A 1655-nucleotide genomic window follows, 5' to 3' on the forward strand; every position below is an offset into this window, starting at 1 on the left:
CCCGGATCCACCGGGTGATCGCTGTCGGGAAGGTCCCGTAGAACGAAGAGATGCCTTGCGACCTGCGATGATGGGAGTTCTCTAGGCTCCACCACGCACAATCGGCAAGGCATCTCGTAAGTGCAATCCTCTCACGCTGTCTCGGCCATTTCCGTCGTGTTCGACGAGCCGAATCTGATCGCGGACACGGGGCTGGTCCCGCTGGTCCGCCTGGCCGAGCGCGCCGGCCTGCCCGCCCTGGTCGGCGACAGGCTACGCATCGAAGGCGCCGACAGCGGTGCTGGTGCCAATCCGGCCGCGAAGGTGATGACGCTGGTCGCGGCGATGTGCGCCGGGGCCGACTCGATCGACGACACCGACCGGCTCCGGCACGGCGCGATGGACCGACTGTTCGGCGGGGTGCGCGCGCCGTCCACACTGGGCACCTTCCTGCGCGCCTTCACACACGGGCACAACCGCCAACTCCACGCGGTGCACCGGGACTTCCTCGCCCGCCTGGCCCGCGCCACCCCCCTGCTGCCCGGCGTCGACCGGGTGGCGTTCGTGGACATCGACCCCACCCACCGGCGCGTGTTCGGTCGGGCCAAGCAGGGCGCGGAGGTCGGCCGGTTCAAGGGCGTGCGCACCCTGCACCCGATCATCGCCACCCTCTCCACGCCGCTGGCCCGTCCGGTGATCGCGGCGGTCCGGCTGCGGCGGGGCAAAGCGGCCGACGCCCGCGGAGCCGGGCCCTTCACCGCCGAGGCCCTCGCGGCCACCCGGCAGGCCGGCGCGAGCGGCACGGTGATCGTCCGCGCGGACAGCCAGTTCTATACCGCCGACGTCGTGGCCGCCTGCCGCCGGGCGAACGCCCGCTTCTCCTTGACCGTGCGGATGAACCCGCACGTCGCCGCCGCGATCAGCGCCATCGACGAGGACGCGTGGACGGCGATCCGCTACCCGGGCGCGTTCGTGGACCCCGACACCGGCGAGCTGGTCTCCGACGCGGAGGTCGCCGAGACCCGCTACACCGCGTTCACCGGCCGCACGAAGGCCGAGCGCGTCACCGCGCGCCTGATCGTGCGCCGCGTCCGCCGCTTGAACGCCGAGGTCGTGGCTGGGCAGGGCGAGCTTTTCACGGCCTGGCGCTACCACCCGGTGTTCACCGACAGCCCGTTCGAGATGCTCCAGGCCGAGCTGCAGCACCGGCAGCACGCCACGATCGAGCAGGTCATCGCGGACGGCAAGGGATCGGCCCTGGCCCACCTGCCCTCCGGGCGCTTCCAGGCCAACGCCGCGTGGCTCACCCTGTGGGCGATCACCCACAACCTGCTGCGGGCCGCCGGCAGCCTCGCCGGCTCCTTCCATGCCAGGGCGACCACCGCCACCCTGCGGGCCCACCTGGTCAACGTCCCTGCCCGGCTGGCCCGTTCAGCCCGTCGGCCAACACTCCATCTGCCCGACCGATGGCCCTGGCAGCACGCGTTCACCGACCTGTTCGACGCCGCCCATGCCCTGCCCACCTGATCGGAGACCCGACCACCCCGCCCGCCAGGGCCCAACCGGAGCAGACGTGGAAGAGCTGGGCAGACCAGCGGACACCCCACACCCTCCAGCCGGTCACCCCGACAAGACCGCCGAAACCATCACCCAGAAATCAGCTCGGTGGATCCGGG

At 71.7% G+C, this 1655-nt stretch carries 1 protein-coding gene; it reads left to right on the forward strand.

Translation table 11 applies throughout. From position 1 onward, the window contains the following. Positions 1-120: 120 nt before the first annotated feature. On the forward strand, positions 121-1506 hold the full coding sequence (locus OO48_RS33835; protein WP_033223455.1) for an IS1380 family transposase: 1386 nt from the start codon (positions 121-123) through the stop codon (positions 1504-1506). The last annotated feature ends 149 nt before the right edge of the window (positions 1507-1655 follow it).

It is taken from the genome of Kitasatospora phosalacinea, assembly GCF_000716545.1.
GTDB classification, from domain to species: Bacteria; Actinomycetota; Actinomycetes; order Streptomycetales; family Streptomycetaceae; genus Kitasatospora; species Kitasatospora phosalacinea.